This window comes from Streptosporangium vulgare (genome assembly GCF_042428775.1).
Lineage (GTDB): Bacteria > Actinomycetota > Actinomycetes > Streptosporangiales > Streptosporangiaceae > Streptosporangium > Streptosporangium vulgare.
Window position 1 is genome coordinate 442,947 of sequence record NZ_JBHMBS010000004.1, and the last position, 20,826, is coordinate 463,772.

The following is a 20,826-nucleotide window of genomic DNA, read 5'->3' on the forward strand; positions in this document are numbered from 1 at the left end:
GTCACCCGGTCTCTCCGAGGCCGTAGACGCGGCGGGCGTTCCGCGCGCCGATCATGGTGGCGACCCGGATCGCCTGCGGCTCGCTCCACTCGCCGTCCGCGACGAACCCGCCGAGGACGCGGACCATCGCACGGCGCCAGAGCAGGGCGCCCAGGTGGTGGAGCTCGGCGGGACCCCAGGCGTCCGAGGAGAAGAGGATCTTGGCGAACGGCGCCAGCTCCAGGCTCTCGGCCACGACGGCCACGCCGCGCGCCCCGGTGTGGTTCACCCCCAGCCCGACGTCGAAGTGGACGTGCGGGTAGGCCTGGGCGAGGTATCCGGCGTTGCGGTGGTACGGGTAGCAGTGCAGCAGGAGCAGCGGGACGCCCCGGGGCTCGGCGAGCTCGATGAGGCCGCGCAGCAGGAGGGGGTCGCAGCGGCGCAGGTCGAGGTCGGGGTCGCCGTACCCGGTGTGGAACTGGAGCGGCAGCCCGCGCTCGATGCCCGCCCAGATGAGGTGGCGCAGCAGCACCGGGTCGTCGAGGCGGATCGTCCCGGTCCGCTCGGACTCGCGCAGCCAGCGACCGGCAGCCGCCACCACCTCGGCCGGGGTGGGCGGGGCGGGGTCGAGGTCGAGCCCGTACCGGTAGGCGGCGACGCTCTTCAGGCCGCGCGCCGTACGGCCGCGCTCCCACAGGGCCGCCTCGAAGCGGGCGGCGAACCCGGCGGCGTCGGTCCCCTCGGTGGCGACCCCCTCGGCGACCGACTCCAGCCGGACGATCTCCTCGACGGGCCGCCCCGTGAGGGCCGCCATCGGCGCCGGGCCGAGGATCTCCTCGCCCCCGTAGCCGGTCTCCAGGAGGAAGTGATCGATCCCGGACGCGGCCAGCAGGCGCCGGTTCGTCTCCCCGGCCCCGAGCTCGGCGCGGCGGGCGAGGTAGGTCTCCGGGTCAGGGTGCGGGTCGAGACCGAGGACGGGCGCGCAGTGCCGCAGGACGGCGAAACCGAGCTGCGAGTCGAACTGGGTCATCCAGCCGGGCACCGGCCGGTCGGACTCGGTGATCAGCTCCTCGAACCGCCCTCGCGGCAGGTCGCCGTCCAGGGCGCCGTGGACATGGTGGTCCACCAGCGGCATCGCCTCGATCGCCCGCGCCAGGCCCCCGGCCCCCGCCGACCCGGGCACGCGCCCCGCGGCCTCGGCCTTCCCCGCCCTGGCCGCGCGTTCCGGGCCCCCGGAATCCTCCGCCCCGGCCGTACTCCCGGCCGCGCTCTCTGTCGCACCTCCAGGAGCGGTCACGTTCCCAGGAGCGGTCGCACCCTCAAGGGACCCGGCACGCGCCGGAGAGTCCATGGGTGCCGGGGTCATGGTGAAACGCTCCTCGAGTGTGCGGTGCCGCTGGGATACGAGGTGCCCATGAAAGAGGGATGTCATGCCCCGATGCCCCATCCGGCTACCCGCCGATCGGCCGCTCCACCTCACCCGCCGCCTCACCGGGCGTCCCGCCCGTCGGCATGCCCGCCGTGTCCGCCGTGCTCGCCGTGCCCACCGCGCCCCGCCTCCGGACGCCGTACGCGAGGGTGAGGGCGACGACCGCGAGCGGGAAGGCGGTGGCGACGAGGAGGCCGGTGCGCAGGCCGGAGCCGCCGTCGTCGGGGAGCGCGTCCGACAGGGTGGTCAGGAATCCGCCGGCGGCGGAGGAGGCGTCCGCGGCGGCCCCGGCGATCCAGGGACCGGCCGCGCCCCCCGCGTCGCCGAAGACGGCCAGCACGCCGAACATGGCCGCGCCGCCGAGGGGGAAGCGGGCCGCGGCGAGGCTGAAGGTCCCCGGCCACAGGAGGCTGACGGCCAGGCCGCACACCGCGCAGCCGACGAGGCTCACCACCGGGTTGGAGGACAGGCAGACGACGAGGTAGCAGACGGTCGCCAGCGCGCCGCACGCGGCCATCGCGGGTACCAGCGGGATTCTCTCGCCCCACAGGCCGTAGACGATGCGGCCGATCCCCATCAGGACCGCGAACAGGCACGGGCCCGCCAGGTCGCCCCACACCTTGGAGACGCCCAGCCCGTCCTCCGCGAAGAGGGAGGACCACTGCGACATGGTCAGCTCGGCCGCGCCCGCGCAGAGCATCAGCACGACGGCGGCGGCGAAGGCGGGAGCCCCGAAGAGCGCCCGCAGGGAGGTACGGTGCTCGTCGGGCACGGTCGCGGGCAGCGGCACCCTCAGGAACGCCACCATGTTGACCAGCGGGACGAGCGCCCAGGCCACGGGCAGGACCTGCCAGGCGTCCTGGCCGATCCAGGCCAGCAGCAGCGTGCTGCCCGCCACCACCGCGACCTGTCCCCAGCAGTAGAAGGAGTGCAGCAGGCTCATCGCCGCCGCCTTGCCCTCCTGCGGGCTGGGCAGCGCGTCCACGACGGGGCTGACGAGCACCTCCAGCAGGCCGCCGCCGACGGCGTAGACGATGATCGCGACGCACAGTCCCAGGTACGGGGAGGGCGACACCGCCGGGGCCACCGCCAGCAGCACCAGTCCCAGCGCCGACAGGATGTGCGCCAGCACCAGCGGGACGCGGTAACCGGTCCGGTCCACGAACTTCACGGCCACGATGTCGGTGACCAGCTGGGTGGCGAAGTTGAGCAGCACCAGGCGCCCGAGCATCTCCAGGGGCAGCTGGTAGCGGGTCTGGAACACGATGAACAGCAGAGGGGCCAGGTTGTTGACGATGGCCTGGGTGACATATCCGGTGTAGCAGGCACGGCGGGTGTGGTCATACGTCATGAACGATGCGTTTCTCTCCCTGGAGGGCTGGCCGTCCCGCACACTACGGGGCCGGACGACGCGGCCGCACACCCACCCCCGGCGACAGGGACCACCAGGTCACCGCGGACAGCGGGCCACTCCGGGCACGCGCCTACTTGAACTGCAGGACCGGGGCGACGGCGGGACGGGGACGGGAGGGGGTGGGGAGACCGAGGACGAACCAGACGATCTTCCCTCCGGAGGGGGGATGGGCGACACCCCAGTCGTCGGCGAGCGAGTCGACGATCTGGAGTCCCCGGCCGCCGGTGGCCTCCATGTCACGGGCACACACGCGGGGAGCCCCCTCCCCCGGGTCGAAGAGCTCGCCGCGGACGTAGCTCCCCCCGCCCTGGATCCGCAGCGCGCACGCGGCACCGCCGTACCTGACGGCGTTGGTGACCAGCTCGCTGACGATCAGCATGCAGTCGTCTATGAGGTCGTCCGCGCCCCACAGGGAGAGCTCCCGGCGGACCAGCGCGCGAGCGTCGCGCACGCTCGCGGGAACGGCGGGCAGCAGGCACTCGCCTTCGTACTCGGGGGCGACGTCGAGGGATGTCGCGGATGAGTCGGGTTGGAGAGACACTGCGCCTCCTTCTGATGGGAGCGCTCCCATGACAAATGTAGAACATTCACCTACGTCTGTGAATTGATTCCTCCCTAATTGTTTCCATCACATGTCGTGAAAAGTGAGGAAGATCCGCTTTATGCCATGACCTCCGGTGGCCGAAGGCGCCGACCACACGGCCGGGAACCCGCCCGTGTCGTCGCCCCCTCCGGCCCGGCCGGGAAGCTGTCCGCGTCGTCGCCTCCGCCGGCCGGGCCCGTCCCCCCTACGGCCCGGCCGGGAACCCACCCGCGTCATTACCCCCTCCGGCCAGGTCCCGTCCCCCTACAGCCCTGCCGGGAACCCACCCGCGCGTCCCTCCCCCACCGGGAACCCGGCCGCGCCGTCACCCCCCGACGGCCGCGCGCCGGCGTCGGCGCGCCGACATCGGCTCAGCTCAGCTGGGGAAGCACCTTCGCGCCGAAGGCGTCGATGTAGGCGGCCTGCTCCTGACCCACGTGGTGCAGGTAGATCTCCTCGAAGCCCAGGTCCGCGTACTCGCTGATCCTGGCGGCGTGCCAGCCCAGGTCGGAGGAGACGTTGACGGTCTCGGCCACCTTCTCCGGCGAGACGTCCGCGGAGACCACGTCGAAGAGTTCGGCGGTCTCGAGGTCCCAGCTCACCGGCGGCGAGAAGACGTTGCTCCGCCACTGGTCGTGGGCGATGGCCATCGCCTCGTCGTCGCTCTCGGCCCAGCTGAGGTGGACCTGGAGTGCCACCTTGCCCTTCCCTCCGGCGTCCCGGTAGGCGCCGATGACCTCGCGCAGCCGCTCGACGGGTCCCCCCACCGTGATCAGGCCGTCGGCCCACTCCGCGCACCAGCGGGCCGTGTCGGCGCTCACCGCCGCGCCGACCAGCTTCGGCGGGGTGTCGGGGCGGGTCCACAGCCGGGCGCGGTCGACGGTCACCAGGCCGTCGTGGCTGACCTCCTCCCCCGCCAGCATCGCCCTGATGACGTCGACGCACTCCCGCAGCCGCCGCTTGCGGAGCTCCTTGCGCGGCCAGCGGTCGCCGGTGATGTGCTCGTTGCTCGCCTCGCCCGTGCCGAGGGCGGCCCAGAAGCGCCCGGGGTACATCGCGCCGAGGGTGCCGATCGCCTGGGCGATGATCGCCGGGTGGTAGCGCTGGCCGGGGGCGTTGACCACGCCGAACGGCAGGTTCGTGGCCTGCAGCGCCGCGCCCAGCCAGGACCAGGCGAACCCCGACTGCCCCTGACGCTCGCTCCACGGGGAGAAATGGTCCGACGACATCGCCGCCCCGAACCCCGCCTGCTCGGCCCGCGTGACCGCCTTCAGCAGCTCTGCCGGATGGATCTGCTCGTGTGAGGAATGAAAGCCATAAGTCGCCATCGCCTCCGGCTACCCGGGAGAGCGGCGTCCATTCGGGCGGGCGGTGCGGTACCGCCCGGGGACACCGGGCGGCACCGCACCCCCGGCCTTCGGAAGACCGAGGCGCCTTCAGGAACCACGGTGCCTTCGGAAAGCCAAGGTGCCTTCAGGAACCGAGGCGCCTTCGGAAGGCCGAGATGCTGCCAGAAGGCCGGAGTGCCCTCAGAAGGCCGAGGTGTAGGTGACCAGCGAGGGCTGGGCGACACGGGTGGCGGCGTTGTAGCAGACGACGTTGCGGACGAACGCGTTGCTGCCGCTGGTGTTCCAGATGGTCTGCAGGTTGCAGAACTCGGGTCCGGACCCGTACGCGGTGGCCTGGACCTGGTCCTGCAGGATCCCGACCTTCGGGAAGGTCACCAGCCGCTGGCCGAGTCCCGAGCTCTGGACCGTGTTCACGCCCGCCTGGGAGTTGTAGTTCACCGGCGCGGGCACCGGCGCGTACGGGCCGGGGTTGGCCGGGGTGTTGTCGAAGGTGTAGGCGAAGTTCTTCGGCGGGATCGCCGCGCCGGTGATGGCGCGCTCACGCTGGTAGGTCAGCGTCCATCCGGTGTTGAGCGGCACGTTCGTCACGTTGTGGCAGCGCACCTGGACCGCCTGCGCGCCCACGCCCGGAGCCCAGGCGCCGACCTTGCAGCGGGCGGGCTGGCTGGGGTTGACCGCGGTGACCTGGATGTTCCCCGCGAAGCCCGAGGAACCCAGGCCGGGCAGGGTGACCGTCCAGACGCCCGCGCCCCCGCCGACGGTGTTCACGGCCCCGGCCGAGTTGAACTGGGAGGTGATGCCGCCGCCGTTGTAGTGCACGTAGCCGAACGCCTGCGGCAGCGGCAGGGTGCCGGTGCTCTGCTCGAAGACGATGCTGTACGGGGTGAAGACCTGGGCCCCGCCGTACCGGTAGCACTGCACCGCCACGACCACGTCGGTGCCCGAGGGGCCCCAGTTCTGCGCCTGGCACCAGTAGGCGTTGTCGGAGATCGCCGTGACGTGGACCACGCCACCGGTGATCGCGATCTGCGGGAACCGCACGAACGTCTGCCCGACCCCGCCCGGGGTGACGCTGACGTTGAAGCCCGGCCCCCAGCTGCCCGCCTGGTGGTTGAGGTCGGGGATACCGGAGGTCACGTCGACCACCGCGAAGCCCCATCGGTTGGGTACGGAGGCCTGCGCTCCGGTGGCCGTCGCGATGACGCTCGCGGTGAGCATCGCGATGACACACAGGATGTGAAAAGTGACTCTTCGTAACTGCGGCATGCCGTACTCCATTGGTTCGTGGGGTGGGGCGATCGGACGTGACCGTGTCACCAGCGAGCGGGAATGTCTGGAATCACAGTTCGTCCTGAGCTCTTGATAACTCGCCCGTCCCCCCTTGAGAAGACCCAACCTGACAGGTGAGATGACCTTGTCTTCCCAGATCAGGTCAGGGTTCCGACCAGATGACAGCTCTCTCGTCAAGAGATCGTCCGGTCGTTCCGACGAGTACCGTATGAACAATGCACAGCCGATCCGCCAGGATCCATGAGACGGGGTGTGAGACCGTGCCGGAACCCGAACCGAACGTTCCGCGTGTCATGTGGCAATTACTGGAGCCCCTGCACGCCGTCACATACTTCGCTCCCGAGGCGCGGGCCGCGGCCGACGCGGTCGGCATGCGCGGCTTCTGGATGGGCTACTTCGCGGGCAGGGCGGCCCCGCTCGGGCCGGTCGGCCCCGGCGTCGTCACGGCGGCCTTCCACGGTTTCCCGCCGGCCAGGGTCGCCAGGGCGCTCCCCGACGCCTGGACGTTCGCGACCCCCGGCGACGTGCTGCGCGCCCGGCTCGACGGGGCGGGGGCGGCGCTGCGGAACCTGCTCACCGACAAGGTGACCGGCTCCGACGACCTGCGCGCGGCGGCCGAGCTCGCCTGGGAGGCCGCCGGGCTCGCCGACACCGCGGGCCGGGTGCTCGGCGCGGCCAACCAGGCGCTGCCCGCGCCCGACGAGCCGCACCTGCTGCTCTGGCAGGCCGCGACCACCCTGCGCGAGCACCGGGGCGACGGGCACGTGGCCGCCCTCGTCTCCCACGGCGTCTCCCCCGTCCAGTCCCACCTGCTCAAGGTCGCGGCGGGCGAGACGGACCCGGACCAGCTGCGCCTGGCGCGACGCTGGGACGACGAGGAGTGGGAGGCCGGTGCCGCCGCGCTGCGCGAGCGCGGCTGGGTCGACGACTCCGGCGCCCTGACGGCCGAGGGCACGCGGGAGCGCGAGCGGATCGAGCGGCTGACCGACGAGGCCGCGGCCGTTCCCTGGCGGGCCCTGGGCGACGAGCGCACCTCCGAGCTCGCCCTGCTGCTGTACCCGCTCACCATGGCCGTCCTGGAGTCGGGCGTCATGCCGCCCGCCAACCCGATCGGCCTGCCGCCGCCTCCCGGGCAGGACGAGAACGGCCGGGGGCTCACGCTCCCGGCCGTCCCTTCACCGATCAGCTGAGGGGGGTCAGCCGAACGGCAGCCTCACGGTCGACTGGTTGCCGGTGCCGAGGTTGACGGCACCGTTGCCGATGGCGTTCCAGACCTCGACCCTCACCTGGCCGTTCGACAGGTTGCCGAGCGCTCCCGAGGAGGACTGCGGGCCGGCTCCCTGCGTGTAGTGCTCCCAGCCCGTCACCGGGTCGGTGGCGAAGTAGGCGTAGGTCTCCACCCTGTCCCAGCTCCCGTTGCCGGTCAGGTCGTAGGAGACCCGGACCTGGGTGCCGTTGGCGACCGAGGTTCCCGCGTCCACGAAGAGGTCGAACGCGGTGGTGCCGCCGTTGTGGGTGGCGGTGAGACCGGTCGCCGTGAAGACCCGGGCGTTGGTCGGCACGCCGTCGTGGTTGCCGTTCGCGGCGGCCACCGCGACGCTGCCCGCCGCGCCGGCCGTGCCCGGCAGGCCGCCGCCGCTCTGCAGGTAGCGCGTCGCGGTGAAGCCACCCGGGGTCGGCGTGGGAGTCGGGGTCGGGGTGGGCGTCGGGGTGGGGGTGGGTGTCGGGTCGGGGTTCGTGGTGCCGCCGCCCGCGTTGCCGCCGCTCCAGGTGAAGGCGCCGGAGGTGACCGTCTTGCCCGCCGGGACGTTGAGCACGGTCCCGTTGGAGAAGGTCACCGTGAGCGCGCTGCCGGTGATGTTGGAGGCGACGTAGGTGCGGGCCCCGTTCTTGCTGAACACCTTGGCGAGCGGGTGGTTGGCGGTGACGGAGGTGTCCACCGTGCCGAGGGCGGCCAGGTTGCGGATCCAGTGGAAGGTGTGCGCCCTGCTCTCCCCCTCCTCGGGGGTGTAGGAACCGGCTGCGCGCAGGTTCGACAGGGCCGCGTCGCCGTTGCCCAGGGCCTGGAACTGCCAGAGGATGTCCTGCCACACCGTGGGCGGCCCGCCGTTGTTGCGTACCAGTTCGGCGTAGTTGGTGTTCACGTACGCGGGGTTGTCGCCCAGGTAGAAGTGCCCGCCGGTGATCGGGAGCATGTTGATGCCCTGGATCATCTCCGGCTCGCCGCTGAACCAGGTGGCGTACGCGCCGCCGCTGCCCCAGACCATGCCGACCGTGCTGTGGCCGAAGGCCGCGGGGAAGTTCTGGTCGCGCACGTCGAACCAGTACTCCTGGATCGCCGCGTTCTGGGTCGTGTAGATGAAGATGCCCGCGTCACGGACGGCGGTGTTGCCGGTGGCCTGGCCCCACTGGATGAGGGCGTTGGCGAAGTTCATACCCTCCGACGACGACTCCTGGTTGTTGCCCGAGCCGAACGAGCCGTGCCCGGCCGCCCAGTCGTGGCCCGCGTAGATGTCGAAGTCACGCAGGTACGGGAAGCGGGTGTCGTTCCGGTCGTAGTTGTTGGCGTCGCGGATCAGCAGGTCCACCATGCCGCCGTACTGGCTCGTCTTCGCCCAGTTGGGGTCGAACTTGGCGAGGGTCGCGGCGGCGGCGATGTAGTAGCCGTAGTGGAAGTGGTGGTCGTTGAGCTCCAGGTCGGAGCCGTACGAGGCTGGATACCCGAGCAGGGTTCCCCAGCTCGGGTTGTAGTAGAAGACCCGGCTGGTCTTGCCCGACGAGGCGGTGAACCAGTCGTTGAGGCGGGTACGGATGGCGTTCAGCGCGGCGGTGCGCACCGACGTCAGGTTGAGCTGGTCGGCGATCTCCGCGATGCGGGCGGCCCGGCCCAGGCCCTTGCCGGTCCAGTAGGTGTCGTCGCCCCGGATGTCCATCGGGTTGCCGAGCTCGGCGTTCAGCTGGTTGGTGACCGTGGTGAGGTCCGCGCCCGAGCTGTCGGCCACCGCGGGGATCTCGGGCAGCACGCCGGTGTACTTCATCGTCGTCGTGAACTGCGTCCCGGTGACGATCTTCATCGGCCCGCGCGCCGACACGTACGTCTGCGCCAGCGGCGTCGAGCCGGTCAGGTAGTTCCACTGGTGCGGGTAGAGCGCGATGACCGTGCCGGTCTGGCTGCCCTGCCTGGCCGTGGTGGTGAAGGCGTACGTCGTGGTGAGCGAGCTCGCGGCCTGGTTGTAGGCGTACGAGACGCGGGTGCCGGTGACGTGCGCGTGCGCGTACTGGCCGTAGGTGCTCGCCAGGGCCGCGCGGTCGCCGCCCGCGGGGAGCGCGGCCACGGAGAAGAAGCCCCTGCCCGCCAGGGAGGAGCTGATCGTCGCGCCGTTCACCGACCAGGTCGCGCCGGTCGGCGCGTAGGCGACGTAGTCACGGCCCCCGGCGGTGAAGCCGATGGTGGCGCCGCTGTTGGACCACACCGTGGGGGTGCCCGCGGCGGTGATCTGCGCGTCGCCGCCGGTGATCTGGAAGTACGCGAACGGCAGGCCGTGGCCGATGGTGGCCTTCATGGTCCGGCCCCCGCCACTCCAGTACGGGGTGACGGTCCAGTCGCTCCAGCCGTCGACCTTGACGTCCGGCGAGCTCAGCCCCGCGACGCCGACGCGGATGTTCTCGACGTACGGGTAGTGGTACTCGCCGACGCCGGTCGCGGTGCCGCTGATGGCGGGGGTGGTGTTGTAGGAGAAGCCGAGCCCGTTGCCGAAGGTGTCGTACGAGATCGGGTGCGCGTGGAGCGGCTCACCGTACGCGCAGTCGGTCTTCTTGTAGAGGATCGACGACCACCAGTCGTTGGTGGGCACGGCCCCGGCGGGGGCGTTGGAAGTGACCCACTGGCGGGGGTTGGTGGAGATGGAGCCGCAGCCGGCCGGCAGTGAGCGGCCGGCCGGGAGGGTGTCGGCGTAGCTGCCGGCGCCGACCGTGGCGGCCTCGGCCGAGCGGGCGGCGCCGAGGCCGAGCAGTCCGGCCACCATCGCGACGACCACACCGGCGGCGAGGCGGCGGCGGCGGGCCCTGAAGCGGGCCGCCGACTGGGCGAGTCGTCCTTCACGGGGGGGCGCGCTGTCCGGACCCGTGGTCCGGATCGAGGGATCCATTGGGGGGTGCCTCCGGGGAGAGGAATCGGGCTCTGAAGCTGACCGATATGAGAGAGCGCTCTCTCACCGAAAAGTAACGGGCTGCGTCACGGCAGTCAATGTTTCACGTTGGTAACGAATAGGTAAAGCATAGAGATGCAGGCGAGAGGGCGTAAGCGCAGAAAATAGGGCGTTCCACCGCGCAGCGATGCCACCCCGGAGCCACACGCACCGCACCGACCCTCTGTCCGACGATCAAGAAGTGGATCTATCCTGATCTGAGAGCGCTCTCTCCATCGATCGACGTCCATCGCCGATCGACCCCTTGCCGGCGCCCGCCTCCGACCCCGGACGCCATCGGAAAAGGCCGCGGACCGGCGACCGCCGAGGCGCCGATCGCCGCGCGAGCAGGGGCCCAAGGGCCGCACATGCCCGACCACCGGAACAGGCGCAACTGTCGCGGCAGTGACAAAACCAAGGCTGGACACTCACCGTGACGGGCAATTTACTTTGCGTGACCACTCAGGCACTCCCCGCCCCAGGAGAGAACATGCGAAGCAGGAAGCTCACGACCGTCGCACTGAGCGTCACCGCCGCCGGCGTCGCGGGTCTGACCGCGATGACGATCGCCGCTCCGGCCACGGCCTCCGTGCCCGCCGCTCCCGCCGTCCCGGCGGTCGCCGACTTCACCGGCTACCAGCTCGTGAAGCTGCCGAACGCCAACGTCCCCAACTTCCAGCGCCGCGTGGTCCGCTGCCCCGGCGGGAAGAAGGCCGTCGGCGGCGGCGCCGAGGCGCAGGGCAACGAGGCCGTGCTGGTGGGCTCCTTCCCCACCGACGACGGCGGCGGCTGGATCGGCCTCGGCCGCCAGCCCGGCCACAACGACGTGGGCATCAGCGTCTACGCCATCTGCGCCAACGTCAGCTGATCGCCCCCTGCGGCACCACTTCCCCGCCCTATGGCGGTCACCGTCCCCCGGTGACCACCGCCGCTCCACCCACGTCCCCCGTGATCACCACCGCTCCCCCACCCTCTCTGGCACCCTCTGGCCATCACCCCGTGATCACCGTCCCCCTGTGATCACCGCCGTCCGATCACCTTCCCCTGATCGGCGTCCCCGAGGAAACACCGGCCCCGGCCGGGCCCGCGAGGGTCCGGCCGGGGCCGTTCTCGCACGTTCGTCTAGGATCGCCCCCGTGGAGAACCCCGCCGTCGAGGACGACGACGGCGACGGTCCTCGAAGGGAGAAGCCGCCGATGGACGCCCCCGACCGGATCGAGACGGAGATCGCGGTGATCGGCGCGGGGCTGATGGGCTCGGCCACGGCCTGGGAGCTCGCCCGCCGCGGGCACGCCGTCACCCTCATCGAGGCGTACGACGTCGGCCACCGGCGCGGCAGCTCGCACGGCACCTCACGGATCTACCGCCGCGCCTACGCCGACCCGGAGTACGTACGCCTCACCGGCCTGTCCGGGGAGCTCTGGCGCGAGCTGGAGAACGACACCGGGACGGCGCTGCTCCGCGTCACCGGCGGCGTCGACCTCGGCGCGGGACGCGACCCCGAAGGGCTCGCCCGGCTGCTGGCGGAGGCGGGCGTGCCGCACGAGCTGCTCTCCCCCGGCGCCGCGGCCGAGCGGTGGCCGTTCATGAGCTTCGAGGGACCGGTGCTGCACCACCCGGAGGCGGGCACGGTCGACGCCGACGCGACCGTGGCCGCCGCGGTGAACCGGGCGGCCGAGCTGGGCGCCCAGGTGATCACCGGCGTGCGGTTCACCGGGGCCGAGCCCCTGCCCGACGGACGCGTCCGGCTGCGCACCGAGGGCCCGGAGGTGACCGCCGCCACCGTCGTCGTCGCCGCGGGTCCCTGGCTGCCGGAACTCGCCGGACCGCTCGGCGTGCCGGTGGGGTTGCCCCCGCTGCGGGTGACCCAGCAGCAGGTCTTCCACTTCCTCTCGCACGACCCGGAGGCCCGCTGGCCCGTCTTCGTCCACACCGACGGCCCGCAGATCTACGGGCTCCCCTCGGGCGGCGACGGCGGCTCCCTGCCCGCGGTCAAGGTCGCCCAGCACGACTTCGGCAAGCCCGTCACCGCCACCACCAGGGACGGCGTCGTCGATCCGGCCTCCCGCGACGTGGTGACCTCTCACGTCCGAAGGTGGCTGCCCGGCCTCGCCCCCACCCCGCTGACCGAGGCGAGCTGCCTCTACACCATCACCCCCGACGAGGACTTCGTCCTCGACCGCGTCGGCCCCTTCGTCATCGTCTCCCCCTGCTCGGGCCACGGCGCCAAGTTCGCCCCCCTGATCGGCCGGATGACCGCCGACCTGGCCCTCGGCCACACCGGCCCCCACCCCCGCTTCGCCCTGCGCCGCTTCACCTGAAGGACCTGACCCGCGCGCCGTGCTGAGGGGGGCAGCGGCTCGCGCGGCCCCTTGGGCAGTCTCTTCGAGCCGCCGCCGACCTTCCCTCGGAAGGGGGAATCAGGCCGGCGGCGTGCGTCCCGACCGTCTCAACGGGCCTGAGGTCAGGTGGATGATCGGTGATCCGGGAAGGCCGCTGCCCAGGGATGCGGGGGAAGGTGAGCATCGGCCTTCCAGGGCAGGGCGAAGACGACGGCCTTCCCCGATGCTCCGGTCGCGCACATCCGGGTCGGGTATGCCTGGCAGCAGCCCTTGGACAGCAGATACACGAGCAACAGTCCCCTGCCATGCTCCTCCCACAGATCGAGGCCAGGCTCGTCACCACGGGAACGGAGCCGATCGAGGATCGCGGGAATGTCACCGAGGTCTCGGTCGCCGTCGACGACTTCACACCAGGCCAGGCTGCCGTCCACAAAAACGACGCGCAGCTCAAAGGGCCCGCAGGCGTGCTCCTCGGCGTTGGCCGCCAGCTCGGCCACGGCGTTCTCGGCGTCCCCCAGAGCCTCGGCGTCAACCCCCGCTCTCGACAACACCTCGTTGAGCAGGATTCTGGCTCGTCGCGAGACAGAGCCGGGAAGCAGTACGCGCGCCATGACGTGCCAGTCGTCGAGACGGCCGACACCAGCGGGCCGGAATCCACCATCGAGCGTCTGCGGGGCCAAGCCGTACTTCCCCGGTGTTCTTCGACGAATCGTCGCCCGCTGAGCCGGTGGCCGCCACGATCACTTCCATCACCTCGTCCGCAGGGAGGCGTGAGAGCCGAGATAAAAGGCTCTCACCTGCGATCGAGCATGACCGGCAGAGGCATGAGGGCAAAACGACCTGGTCCGAGGTGGATGTCGTGTGCGCCTCTGGGCCTCTCGCCCTCAACGCCTACGTGAAATCCATCGGCGACGAGCATCTGGTCGTCGACATGCTCGTCGGCGACCTCAAACGCGTCATCGAATACCCCAAGCTCGGTTTCGCCGTCGAGCAGGATGTTCCTGATCACGTGCGGACCGCTTACGAGCATCTGCTGCGGGCGGGATTCGTCAGCCCTCTCATGACCACAGGTGGCTGAGCAGGCGAGTGATCAATCGATTGACACGACACCTCATCGGCAGTGCGGCGTCGTCAGACTCCCGCTGAACAACCTGCCTCGCTGGAAACGGGAACGATTCGGCCGCCTCCTCCAGTCATTGACGATTGATCCACGAATTAGGACGAACGGGTGGAGGCTCAGCGCGTCGAACCAGCCCCCGAACGGCTCGACACCTTTATCATCAAGCAACTGAGCGTGCGGACCAAGGACCTGGTCTCACGACGGTTACTCTGAGCGAGATGCTTGATTAGCCGGAAATCCGTCCAGTTGTGGACAACTCTCTCTAGCAAAGCACAGCGGAGGAAAGCAAGGTTAACCTTGTGAATCACCATTGTGTCAGCGCGGAGGGTGTGTTGGCGGAGCAGCGTTCCCTGTTCGGTCCCGATCTCGAAACGGCCCAGATCAAGCCGTTGGAAAACCGCTTTCAGCGCATGAGAGTGCTGATCACCGTCAAGGCCGCCCCCAATCCCTCGGAGAGCTACGGGGAAACCGTCTGCGTGGCCGCACTACGGCTCGACCTCGACCAACCGGGATGGGTACGGCTCTACCCAATCAACTTCCGCGAGCTAGACGGCAATAGCCAATTCCGGAAATATGATGTCGTCACCCTGGAAGCCAAACCCACTTCGAACGATCCAAGGGCGGAAAGCTGGCGACCGCGGGCCGACAGCTTCGTCGTACAGGGGCATCTTGACGGCTGGTCAAAACGGATGCCGTACCTCGATGACTACATCGAGGAATCCATGTGCGACCTCATCGCCGCCGTCCGCCGGCATCCCGCGGCCCAGTCACTGGCAGCCATCCGGCCCAAGGAGATCCTTGCGCTGGATGTCGAACCTCACCCCGGTTGGACGCCTGCGGAGCGACAGAAGATCGACCGGTACGTTCAGCAGCTCGGTCTTTTCGACTCCGTGCCTCGAACCGCGCTCCAAGCACCCCGCTTCAAGGCTTGGTACCGCTACCGCTGCCATTCGGCCGACTGCAACACGCACCGTCAGGGAATCTATGACTGGGAACTGGTCGCCCTCCAGCGCACCGTGAACGCTCGCAACGACATTGGGGTAAAACGGGTCATTCGTGAAAAGTTTTGGGATCTGATGTGCGCGTCGGATCGAGACACCGTCTTCTACGTCGGTAACCAGCAGGCCCATCCGCAGAGCTTCATAGTTCTGGGAGTGGCCTATCCCCAACGGCTCAAGCCGACACCGCGTGGCTGAACCGTTCACGAACAGCCTCCAGGACGAGGTCGCGATGACAGCGATCCTGGTCGGCTTCGAAACACATGATCGCCACTGTCTGCCGCTGAGCGGCTTCCGCGATCCGGTTCAAACATTCGCGTGCGTCGGCATCCATGAGCTGCCCCGCATAGACACCGCGAGCTGCCCCCAGCTCGGCCGGGCTGCCACCGAACCCTGCCCTGTTCCATTTGGGATTGCCGAGCTCTCGCATATGTTCATAGGCGACTCCTGCACCGGCAAGCGCGTTGGCCAAGGCGGTCTTGCTGAATCCACGCTTCCGGGAGATCGGGTTCAGCCGGACGTCGACCAGCAACGTGACGTTTTCACGGTGAAGCCTCTGGATGAATCCGTGGAGGTCGCATCCCTCGTATCCGATCCCGGTCAACCGCGCATGCTGTCCGATCATAAGCATGATCTGCACCCTCTCACGCCCGAGTCGTAACCGTCACGCAGATCTCGTAAGGCTTGACGACCATTCCCGCGACGGGCTTCCGTAACCCGCCGGCCAAGCTCTCCCGGCAGCCGGAAGGCTGGTGTCACGCCTCGTCCGGCGCGTACGGTGTTCGACGCGGTGGGCGGATCCGGATGAACGGGGGGTTGGGCGGATGAGCGCGGAGGAAAGACTCGAACGGGCGAGGGTGCTCTACGAACGCGCGGTCTTCGACGGTGAGGCCGGGGTGCTGGAGGTGGCCGACCGGGAGCTGGACGCGGTCGAGGCCGGTCTCGCGCTGGCCCGCGGCCGGATCATGCACGCGCGCTTCTTCGAGGACGGGAACGAGGATCCTCGCGAGCTGGCGCTGTTCGAGCGTGCGACGGAGCTCTACCGGGCGCTCGGCGACCCGCGCGGCGAGAGCGAGTCGCTGCTCTGGGTCGGTCTCCTCCACCAGGTCGTCCGCGGGGACGACGACACCGCGGTTCCGTTCCTCGAACGGTCGCACGAACTCGCGGCGCGGGCCGGTGACAAGCTGCTGATGTCGTACGCGCTGCGGCACCTGGGGACGGCGGAGCACGCCGCCGGGCGGCTGGAGACGGCGCGGGAACGGCTGGAGGAGTCGGTACGGCTCCGCCGGGAGCTCGGTTTCTGGCCGGGTGTCGCCGCGAACCTGGTCGGGCTGATCTACATCGCCGCCGCGCAGGGCCGCCGTGACGACGCGCTCGCGCTGGCCAAGGAGGCGAGTGCCCTCGCCGAGGCGAGCGGCGCGAGGAACATCGCGCACCAGATCGAGGAGGCCCGCACGCGGGTGTAGGCGGCCTCGTCTCTGTCGAATCTCCGGTCTCCGGTCTCCGGAAGAGAGCAGCAGACCCGCGCGGGGGCGGCCGTCTCCCGGGCCGGGTCACCAGGAGACGGCCGCCGGGCCGCGTCACCTCAGGAGCCGGAGAGCACCTCGTCGAGCTTGGCGGCGAACGCCTCGTACCGGGTGCCGAAGGCCCCGTGGTCGCCGGGGAACATCACGTGCCGCCCCTCGATCTGCTCGGCGACGACGAAGGAGGCCCGGTAGGGCGGCTGCCCCTCCGACTCCTCGCCCGCCACCATCACCACGCGCGCCGAGGAGGCCCGGAGCGCCTCGACGTCGGGGAGGTAGCTGACGAACGGCGGCACCTCGTAGCCGATGAAGAACTCCGTGTTCTTCTCCATCCGTGCCATCGCCTCCGCCATCTCGGGGGTGGGCTCTCCCTGCTCCCCGTGGGTGGCCGCCTCCTCGTGCTCGTGGCCGGTCCTGTCGAACCCGGTGGCGAAGGCCTTCATGGCGGCCTCGGTCCCCTCCTTGGCGAACGCCTCCTCAACGTCCCGGACGACGGCGCGCCAGCGGTCGCGGTCGGGCAGCAGCTCGAAGAGCGGCGGCTCGTGGGCGACCAGGACGCGCACCTGCTCGGGATGGCGGACGGCCAGCTCCAGGCCGATGATCGCCCCCGAGCTGTTGCCGAAGACGTACGCGGGATCGTCGGCGGTGACCCCCACCTCCACCAGCACGCGATGCGCGTCGTCGGCGTGCGTCTCGATGCTCTGCGGCTCCGGCGGCCCGTCCAGGGGACTGCGCGAGTTGCCGCGCCGGTCGTAGGTCACCACCGTGTAGCGGTCGGCGAGTCGCTGGGCCAGGCTCGCGTATCCGGCGGCGTCGTATATCCCGCCGCAGATCAGCAGCAGGGTCGGGCCCGAGCCGCGGATCTCGTAGTGAAGGGTCGCGCCGGGCACCTTCAGGGTGTTCGTCTTCGTGGGCCGCATGGTCGTTCCTCCTCGAAAATCGTCGTCCGTCTCGTTCCGCCGATCACAGAGAATCGGAGCCACGGATGCGTTCTCGACATCCCTGCCCGTAGGACTTAGGGGAATGAGTGCCTCCTCCTGTGGCGGGCCACCCCGGGTTGGCGGCACATGGAGAACCGCACCGCCACCGTCCTCCTCGCTTCCCCTCGGGAGGACACCACGACCTCGCCGGCCTGGCCGTCATGACGGCCGGGGCGGCGACGCACGTCGTAGTAGCGCGGATCCACACCCCTGATGATGCCAGCCGGCACCGACAGTTCCGGGCCCGGACGCGGTACTCCGCCGCCCCCTCCGGCTCGCGGTTCACACGCACCCCACCGCCGGAAGGCACGCCGTCCCGCCCCGCGAGCAGGCTTTTCACTCCGTCCCTCGCGCGGGCGCGAGTCTCACCGCGGGTCTCACAGCAGGCATCACCGCGGGTCTCACCGCAGCTCTCACCGCAGGTCTCACCGCGCCCGAAGGCGTTCCCTAGCACACCACGCGCGGTGTGCTAGGGAACGCACGGATTCACCACGCGGACCGAGCACGCGCGGAAGGCACACACGATTCACCACGCGAGCAAGGCGGACGCGGAAGACGGCAGGCCGAGCACACCCGCAGGGCGGGGGCTCAGCCGGTGAGGGCGGTCGCTCTCGGCTCGGCGTTCGGCCGTGAGGCCCCGTGCCGGTCGAGCAGGGCCCGTACCTCGTCGGCCTCGGGCATGTTCCGCCGGACGAAGATCTCAAGCGCCTCGGTCAGGCACGCCCCGGCCCGGCCCGGCTGGCCGAGACGGGAGAACGCCTGGCCGAGCGCGACGAGCGCCTTGCCCTGGATCCATTCGTCGCCCGCCTCCGCCATGAGGCCCAGCGAGTCCTCGGCGCAGTCGACAGCACGGTCCAGCTGTCCCAGCGCGAGGTGGGTCTCGGCCATCCGCAGCAGGGTCGCCCCCTCCCGGACGCGCTGTTTGAGCCTCCGGTACGCCTTCCGCGTCTCCAGGAGCCGGGAGAGCGCCTCCTCGGGGCGCCCGGCGTCGCGCAGCACGACGGCCGACCGGTACAGGATGTCGGGATCCGCCCCGCCGCCCAGCTCGCGGATGGTGCGGTCGGCCAGTTCCACGGCCTCCACCGCCTCGGCGGTCCTGTCGACCGACGCGAGCGCGAGCGCCATGTTGCCCAGGCCGACCGTCTCGCTGCTCCGGTCGCCGAGCCCGCGCCAGACCTCGACCGCCTCGGCGTACAGCGCGATCGCCTCGGTCTTCGAGCCGCGGTTGGAGGCGGCCATGGCCAGCAGGTTGAGGCTCTCCGCGTACCGTGCCAGGTCGTCCTCGGCGAGGCTGAGGTCCCGCGCGGCGACGCCGTCCTCGATCGCCGCGTCGAGGAACCAGCGGCTCGTCCAGAACCCGCCGCGCACGCACCGGGCGTGTGCCTCGGCGCGGCGTTCCCCTCTGGCCGCCGCCGCCTCGACCAGGGCTCCGGCCGCCCGCTCGTAGCGCTCGGGGGTCACGTCGGTCTCCAGCACGTCGGACGCCATGTCGAGCAGCCGTATCGCGTCGGACAGGACGCTTCCCGGGGTCTGGGCGACCTGGTGCACGCAGCTGATCACCCCTTGCTCCTCGTCCTCCGCCCAGTTCACCGCGGCCTCCTCGTCCTCGAAGAGGAGGCCGGGGAAGGAAGGACCGGGCGAGGAGGAACCAGAGGAGAAGGAGGAGCCGGAGGAGAAGGAGCCGGGGGAGGCGGGCCGGTCCGAGCCGGACACCGGGGCGCCCGGATAGGTCAGGTGGTAGGCCGCCGTCATGCCGGAGAGGTAGTAGCCGAGCAGCCTGGCCAGCGCGGCCCGCCGTACGTCCTCGTCCTCCGGCCGCGACCGGGCGAAGATCTTGAGGAGGTCGTGGTAGCGGTAGTGGCCGGGTGAGGGCGACTCCAGCATGCTCACGTCCACCAGGGCCTCGCACACCTCCTCCGCGTCCGCCTCGTCCAGGCCGAGCACGGCCGTCGCCGCGCCCAGCGAGAAGTCGGCCGCGTCGGGGACGGCGAGCAGCCGGAACGCCGAGGCGTGCGCGGCGTCGAGCTGGTCGTAGCCGAGGGCGAACGTCGCCTCGACGGCCAGGTCGTCCGCCCGCAGCTCCGCCAGGCGCCTGCGCTCGTCGGCCATCCGGTCGCGCATCCTGGCCACGCTCCAGGCGGGCCGCGCCGCCAGCCGCGAGGCCACGATCCTGATCGCCAGGGGCAGGTGCCCGCACGCCCCGATCAGCTCCGCCGCCGCCTCGCGCTCGGCGGCCACCCGCGCCTCCCCGGCCACCTTGGCCAGCAGCGCCATCGCCTCGCCGTGGGGCAGCACGCCCAGGTCGACCTGGCGTACGCCGGACAGGCCGGCCATCTTCGCGCGGCTCGTCACCATCACCGCGCACCCGGCGGCGCCCGGCAGCAGCGGCCGTACCTGCGCCGAGTTCGCGGCGTTGTCCAGGACGACGAGCACCCGCCGGTCCGCCAGCGTGGAGCGGTACATGGCCGCCCGCTCGCCCGGCTCCTCGGAGTCGGCGGGGACCTCCGCCCCGAGGGAGCGCAGGAACCTGCCGAGCACGGTCTCCGGCGCGAGCGGCTGCGCCCCCGAGCCCCTGAGGTTCACGAAGAGCTGGCCGTCGGGGTAGTCGGGCGCGAGGCGGTGCGCCACGTGGACGGCCAGGGTGGTCTTGCCCATGCCGCCCGTGCCGGACACGGCCGAGATCACCAGCGCCGAGGCGCTGCCCGCCCTCAGGGCGTCCACCATCTCGTCGACCGCGGACTCCCTGCCGGTGAAGTCCGCGGTGTCGGCGGGGAGCTGCCGGGGCACCTGCCTGACGGGCGGGCTCGCCACCTTCCTCAGACCGAGGGCGGGGTCCGCCGTGATGATCCGCTGATAGAGCTCCGCCAGCTCGGGCGAGGGGTCGATGCCGAGACTCTCGGCGAGCAGTTCCCGGGTGTCGGTGAACACGCCGATCGCCTCCGCCTGCCGCCCCGAGCGGTACAGCGCCAGCATCAGCAGGCCGGACAGCCGCTCCCTGGCGGGATGCTCCCCGCGGAGCGTGGTCAGCTCGGCGATGACCTCGGCGTGCCTGCCCTCCTCGACCTCCCCGGCGAGCCTGCGCTCCAGCACGGCGAGCCGCCGCTCCCGGAGCCGCACCCGCTGGCCCTCGGCGTAGCCTCCCTCCAGCCCGGCGAGCGGCTCTCCCCGCCAGAGCGCCAGAGCCTCGGCGTACCGTCCCTCGCGGGACAGCTCCTCCATCGTGACCAGGTCGCAGGTCCCGCCGGCGAGGGCGTACCCGCTGCCGATCGAGGTGATCACCTCGGCGCCGAGGGCGGAGCGCAGGCGCGAGATGTACGTGCGCAGCGTGCCCATCGCGGTGCGGGGACGGTACTCGCCCCAGACGGCGTCGAGCAGGTGGTCGTGGCCGACCGCCCTGCCCTCGGCCAGGAGGAGGACGGCGAGGACCAGCCGCTGCTGGGGGGAGCCGCTCTCCAGCTCGTCGCCGTCCCGCCAGACGCGCACCGGTCCCAGTATCGAGAACCGCAGCCCGGGATCACTCATCTGACAGCGCTGTCTTCCGCTCGTCCCCGAACAGCCTCACGGAACCGCCGCCGTTCTCTCGTGTCGGCGTGCCGCCCGACGGACTCCAGGACGTTTCGTCTCGCTGTACC

General features: G+C 70.8%; 16 protein-coding genes. 6 read left to right on the forward strand and 10 right to left on the reverse strand.

Annotation, left to right across the window (positions count from 1 at the left end):
* Position 1: 1 nt before the first annotated feature.
* The 5 genes from ACFFRH_RS11355 to ACFFRH_RS11375 all read right to left on the reverse strand — a co-directional run bounded on the left by ACFFRH_RS11355 (position 2) and on the right by ACFFRH_RS11375 (position 6,020).
* Positions 2 to 1,276 carry an amidohydrolase family protein gene (locus tag ACFFRH_RS11355; protein WP_386156093.1) on the reverse strand — a complete coding sequence of 425 codons (1,275 nt, stop codon included), beginning with the start codon at positions 1,274 to 1,276 and terminating at the stop codon, positions 2 to 4.
* A 154-nt stretch (positions 1,277 to 1,430) separates the two neighbouring features.
* On the reverse strand, positions 1,431 to 2,759 hold the full coding sequence (locus tag ACFFRH_RS11360) for an MFS transporter (RefSeq protein WP_344744746.1): 1,329 nt from the start codon (positions 2,757 to 2,759) through the stop codon (positions 1,431 to 1,433).
* A 133-nt stretch (positions 2,760 to 2,892) separates the two neighbouring features.
* Positions 2,893 to 3,363: an ATP-binding protein gene (locus tag ACFFRH_RS11365; RefSeq protein WP_344744747.1), complete on the reverse strand. Its 471-nt coding sequence runs from the start codon at positions 3,361 to 3,363 to the stop codon at positions 2,893 to 2,895.
* Between the two features lie 413 nt (positions 3,364 to 3,776).
* Positions 3,777 to 4,733 carry a TIGR03885 family FMN-dependent LLM class oxidoreductase gene (locus tag ACFFRH_RS11370; RefSeq protein ID WP_344744748.1) on the reverse strand — a complete coding sequence of 319 codons (957 nt, stop codon included), beginning with the start codon at positions 4,731 to 4,733 and terminating at the stop codon, positions 3,777 to 3,779.
* Between the two features lie 201 nt (positions 4,734 to 4,934).
* Positions 4,935 to 6,020: a hypothetical protein gene (locus ACFFRH_RS11375; RefSeq protein ID WP_344744749.1), complete on the reverse strand. Its 1,086-nt coding sequence runs from the start codon at positions 6,018 to 6,020 to the stop codon at positions 4,935 to 4,937.
* Positions 6,021 to 6,337: 317 nt separating this feature from the next.
* Between ACFFRH_RS11375 and ACFFRH_RS11380 the strand changes: the two genes are divergently transcribed.
* Positions 6,338 to 7,234, forward strand: a complete 897-nt coding sequence (locus ACFFRH_RS11380) for an SCO6745 family protein (RefSeq protein ID WP_344744751.1) — start codon at positions 6,338 to 6,340, stop codon at positions 7,232 to 7,234.
* A gap of 6 nt (positions 7,235 to 7,240) precedes the next feature.
* Here the strand turns inward: ACFFRH_RS11380 and ACFFRH_RS11385 are convergent, their stop codons facing one another.
* The gene (locus ACFFRH_RS11385) at positions 7,241 to 10,192 is read right to left on the reverse strand and encodes a glycosyl hydrolase (RefSeq protein ID WP_344744752.1); all 2,952 of its coding nucleotides are present in this window, start codon (positions 10,190 to 10,192) and stop codon (positions 7,241 to 7,243) included.
* Positions 10,193 to 10,721: 529 nt separating this feature from the next.
* On the opposite strand from ACFFRH_RS11385, the gene ACFFRH_RS11390 reads away from it, so the two are divergent.
* Both ACFFRH_RS11390 and ACFFRH_RS11395 read left to right on the forward strand, forming a co-directional pair.
* Positions 10,722 to 11,099: a hypothetical protein gene (locus tag ACFFRH_RS11390; protein WP_344744753.1), complete on the forward strand. Its 378-nt coding sequence runs from the start codon at positions 10,722 to 10,724 to the stop codon at positions 11,097 to 11,099.
* A 268-nt stretch (positions 11,100 to 11,367) separates the two neighbouring features.
* Positions 11,368 to 12,552, forward strand: coding sequence for an FAD-dependent oxidoreductase (locus ACFFRH_RS11395; RefSeq protein WP_386156098.1), 1,185 nt, complete (start codon positions 11,368 to 11,370; stop codon positions 12,550 to 12,552).
* 143 nt (positions 12,553 to 12,695) lie between these two features.
* Here the strand turns inward: ACFFRH_RS11395 and ACFFRH_RS11400 are convergent, their stop codons facing one another.
* Positions 12,696 to 13,253: an ATP-binding protein gene (locus ACFFRH_RS11400; protein ID WP_386156100.1), complete on the reverse strand. Its 558-nt coding sequence runs from the start codon at positions 13,251 to 13,253 to the stop codon at positions 12,696 to 12,698.
* Positions 13,254 to 13,267: 14 nt separating this feature from the next.
* Here ACFFRH_RS11400 and ACFFRH_RS11405 point away from each other — a divergent pair, with 14 nt between their 5' ends.
* Positions 13,268 to 13,651 carry a hypothetical protein gene (locus ACFFRH_RS11405; protein ID WP_344744756.1) on the forward strand — a complete coding sequence of 128 codons (384 nt, stop codon included), beginning with the start codon at positions 13,268 to 13,270 and terminating at the stop codon, positions 13,649 to 13,651.
* A gap of 374 nt (positions 13,652 to 14,025) precedes the next feature.
* Positions 14,026 to 14,889 (forward strand): DUF8757 domain-containing protein, encoded by an 864-nt coding sequence (locus ACFFRH_RS11410; protein ID WP_344742827.1) that lies wholly within the window; start codon positions 14,026 to 14,028, stop codon positions 14,887 to 14,889.
* Here ACFFRH_RS11410 and ACFFRH_RS11415 read toward each other — a convergent pair.
* Complete coding sequence (locus ACFFRH_RS11415) at positions 14,867 to 15,322, reverse strand: DUF488 domain-containing protein (protein WP_344742833.1); 456 nt, start codon at positions 15,320 to 15,322, stop codon at positions 14,867 to 14,869. The two genes, ACFFRH_RS11410 and ACFFRH_RS11415, sit on opposite strands and share 23 nt — an antisense overlap.
* 193 nt (positions 15,323 to 15,515) lie before the next feature.
* Here ACFFRH_RS11415 and ACFFRH_RS11420 point away from each other — a divergent pair, with 193 nt between their 5' ends.
* Positions 15,516 to 16,157, forward strand: coding sequence for a tetratricopeptide repeat protein (locus tag ACFFRH_RS11420; RefSeq protein ID WP_344742826.1), 642 nt, complete (start codon positions 15,516 to 15,518; stop codon positions 16,155 to 16,157).
* Positions 16,158 to 16,276: 119 nt separating this feature from the next.
* On the opposite strand, the gene ACFFRH_RS11425 is transcribed toward ACFFRH_RS11420, so the two are convergent.
* Positions 16,277 to 17,134, reverse strand: coding sequence for an alpha/beta fold hydrolase (locus ACFFRH_RS11425; protein WP_344742824.1), 858 nt, complete (start codon positions 17,132 to 17,134; stop codon positions 16,277 to 16,279).
* Between the two features lie 648 nt (positions 17,135 to 17,782).
* Positions 17,783 to 20,716, reverse strand: coding sequence for an AfsR/SARP family transcriptional regulator (locus ACFFRH_RS11430; protein WP_344742823.1), 2,934 nt, complete (start codon positions 20,714 to 20,716; stop codon positions 17,783 to 17,785).
* Positions 20,717 to 20,826: the final 110 nt, after the last annotated feature.

What these genes read in the sequence shown, in the direction of transcription:
- ACFFRH_RS11360 (WP_344744746.1), bottom strand. Translation starts at nt 2,759, where the DNA reads ATGACGTATGACCACACCCGCCGTGCCTGCTACACCGGATATGTCACC.
- ACFFRH_RS11370 (WP_344744748.1), bottom strand. Translation starts at nt 4,733, where the DNA reads ATGGCGACTTATGGCTTTCATTCCTCACACGAGCAGATCCATCCGGCA.
- ACFFRH_RS11375 (WP_344744749.1), bottom strand. Translation starts at nt 6,020, where the DNA reads ATGCCGCAGTTACGAAGAGTCACTTTTCACATCCTGTGTGTCATCGCG.
- ACFFRH_RS11380 (WP_344744751.1), top strand. Translation starts at nt 6,338, where the DNA reads ATGTGGCAATTACTGGAGCCCCTGCACGCCGTCACATACTTCGCTCCC.
- ACFFRH_RS11385 (WP_344744752.1), bottom strand. Translation starts at nt 10,192, where the DNA reads ATGGATCCCTCGATCCGGACCACGGGTCCGGACAGCGCGCCCCCCCGT.
- ACFFRH_RS11390 (WP_344744753.1), top strand. Translation starts at nt 10,722, where the DNA reads ATGCGAAGCAGGAAGCTCACGACCGTCGCACTGAGCGTCACCGCCGCC.
- ACFFRH_RS11415 (WP_344742833.1), bottom strand. Translation starts at nt 15,322, where the DNA reads ATGCTTATGATCGGACAGCATGCGCGGTTGACCGGGATCGGATACGAG.
- ACFFRH_RS11420 (WP_344742826.1), top strand. Translation starts at nt 15,516, where the DNA reads ATGAGCGCGGAGGAAAGACTCGAACGGGCGAGGGTGCTCTACGAACGC.
- ACFFRH_RS11425 (WP_344742824.1), bottom strand. Translation starts at nt 17,134, where the DNA reads ATGCGGCCCACGAAGACGAACACCCTGAAGGTGCCCGGCGCGACCCTT.
- ACFFRH_RS11430 (WP_344742823.1), bottom strand. Translation starts at nt 20,716, where the DNA reads ATGAGTGATCCCGGGCTGCGGTTCTCGATACTGGGACCGGTGCGCGTC.